Source organism: uncultured Slackia sp. (assembly GCF_944321625.1).
Classification (GTDB): domain Bacteria; phylum Actinomycetota; class Coriobacteriia; order Coriobacteriales; family Eggerthellaceae; genus Slackia.
Map to the genome: position 1 here is coordinate 1 of NZ_CALUMA010000012.1, position 2,550 is coordinate 2,550.

The 2,550-nt window shown below is 60.5% G+C and carries 2 protein-coding genes; both read left to right on the forward strand.

Translation table 11 applies throughout. The features are described 5' to 3' along the window. Nucleotides 1-468 (forward strand): ABC transporter ATP-binding protein (locus tag Q0J60_RS01020; RefSeq protein ID WP_294438341.1); only part of this gene is annotated, 468 nt, incomplete at its 5' end. After that, nucleotides 465-2,550 (forward strand): ABC transporter permease (locus tag Q0J60_RS01025; protein ID WP_294438342.1); only part of this gene is annotated, 2,086 nt, incomplete at its 3' end. The genes Q0J60_RS01020 and Q0J60_RS01025, both read left to right, overlap by 4 nt.

Here is a 2,550-nt window from a genome sequence, read left to right on the forward strand (position 1 = left end):
GCGCGCAGCGACGAGCAGCTTGCCGTGTTTCGTCGACGCGAAGTCGGACTGGTATACCAGTTCTACAACCTGATTCCTGTGCTCAACGTGGTCGAGAACATGACGCTGCCTGTGGCGCTAGACGGCCGCGCGGTGAACGCCGACCGGCTTTCGTGGATCATCGACTCGTTGGGGTTGCGCGGCTTTGAGGCACACCTGCCCAACCAGCTTTCCGGCGGTCAGCAGCAGCGCGTGGCGATCGGCCGCGCACTCATGAATGCGCCCGCCGTTGTGTTAGCGGACGAGCCCACGGGCAACTTGGATTCGCGCAACAGCCGCGACATCATGGCGCTCCTCCGCAGCTCCAACAAGCAACTGGGCCAGACCTTGGTGGTCATCACCCACGATGAGGACATTGCACTCACCGCCGACCGCATCGTGGCCATCGAGGACGGCCGTGTCGTACGCGACGAAAGGATCCGCAAATGAGCGTCATGAGCAATTTCACGCTGCGCTCGCTTGCCCAAAATCGTGCGCGCACCATCGTTTCAATCGTGGGCATCGCGCTTTCTTGCGCGCTCATCACCGCCATCTTCACCACTGTGACCAGCCTGAACGCAGGTCTTTTCCAACGCACGCTGGAATCGGAGGGGTCGTGGCACATCTTCGCTTCCAACGTTGCGGAGGATGACCTCGCTCAGGTCGCAGAGAGCGACCACGTAAGCGCAATGGCGACCTATGAAGAGCTTGGGTCCGCAGCATTCTCAAACGAGGAGCAAGACATCTTCGGCACCTACCTGACGGTGAAGACGGCACCCACCGTCGTGAAAGGTTCCTTCGAGAAAGACGGCATACCCCTGACCCTGATGCCCACCATCGAGGAAGGGCGCATGCCCGAAAGCGACGACGAAATAGCCCTTCCCGTCATTCTCAAAGGCGAAACGCTTGGCAAAGGTCAATCGGGCGTGCATGCCGATGACCTGCAACGAGGCAGCACGGTCACGCTCTCATTGGGAGAGCGCCTCATGGAGGACGATTCCACGGGACAGGATATGCGTCTTGACAGCACCGACTCGGTGAAGGATGAGGAAAGAGCACAGCAATACGGAACCGCGGTTGAGCGTCTGGAAAACACCCAGGAACGCTCCTATACCGTCGTCGGGTTCTATAACAATCTGGGAACTTTCTATGGCAATGATTTCGTCGCCACCGGCGCCGGTATCATCGGCATCACGGCCCCCACATCCCAGGCATCGGGCAGCCCAGACGCCATTACCGGAGCCTACCTGACTACAACAGGGTTCGCCTCGGTCGACCAGATGAACGATTTCATCGCGAGCCACAACATGGGCGATGCGCTCATCCATACCAACCTGTTGCGCTACGTGGGCATCACCGACGGACGCGCCGCTTACGACACACTGTTCGTGATTGCAGTCACGCTCACCGCCGTCATCGCGCTTGCCGGCATCTCGCTCATCTACATCTCGTTCTCCATCAGCGTGGCAGAGCGCACGCGACAATTTGGCATGCTGTCCTCCATCGGGGCATCGAAGCGCCAGCTGCGCCGTTCGGTGCTGTTCGAGGCGTTGGCGCTGGGCGCTATCGCCATCCCGCTAGGCATCGTGCTGGGCCTTGCTGGAGTGGGCGTAACGCTGCACTTCACCTCCGACGCCCTGGGTAGCGCCATCGCGCTTGAAGATGGCATACCCTTCACGGTAAGCCCCGTTGCTGTTGTGGGGTGCGAAGCATTCAGCCTGTTCATACTGCTGGTGAGCGCATGGATTCCAGCATTGCGCGCCTCACGCGTTTCGGCCGTTGACGCCATCCGTCAAACGCAGGACGTGAGGCTTACCAAGCACGCCCTGAAGCGTCAGCACAAGGAGGTGCGCGCCTTGCGCGATGCTGCGCGGGAGAATGGATCCGCAGCGGCCTACGAGGCAGCCGGTTCGTTTGCCCTGCATCGCGGCATCGCCGGACGCCTGTTTGGCATTCCCGGCGTCCTTGCCACTCGTAGCCGCGAACGCGCCTCAAGCCGCGGGCGCACCGTGGTGGCATCGCTCGCCGTAAGCGTCCTGCTGCTCATCATGTGCGGAAGCGTCAAACTGTACATGGATCCGTTCGTCGGCCACGCCGAAAGCAGGTCGGGCGGCGAGCGCGATATATCGGCATCGTTCAGCCTTGATGCACCGTCAGACTCGGGTTCGGAAGACTACATTAGAAGCGCGTTCAACACGCTTGACGAATTCATACAGGAAGTCAACGGAACCGAAGGCGTGAAGGTCGAGCACGTCGCGCTGCAAGGTCAATCCCCGTCGTTCATACCCGCAGCCATGCTGGATGAGGCGGCACGGGAGGCATACGAGGCTGAGTATCGCGACATATCCGACGATTGGGTGCCTTCCCCTTATACGGAAAACGGCGACTACCTGCGCAACACTACGACGTTCTATCTTGACGATGCGACCTTTGACGCCTACGCGCAATCGATCGGAGCAGCCCCCGCGCAGTTCAAAGACCCCGAAAAACCCCGAGCCATCGGTCTGAGCCTGTACCGTTCGATGACGCTCG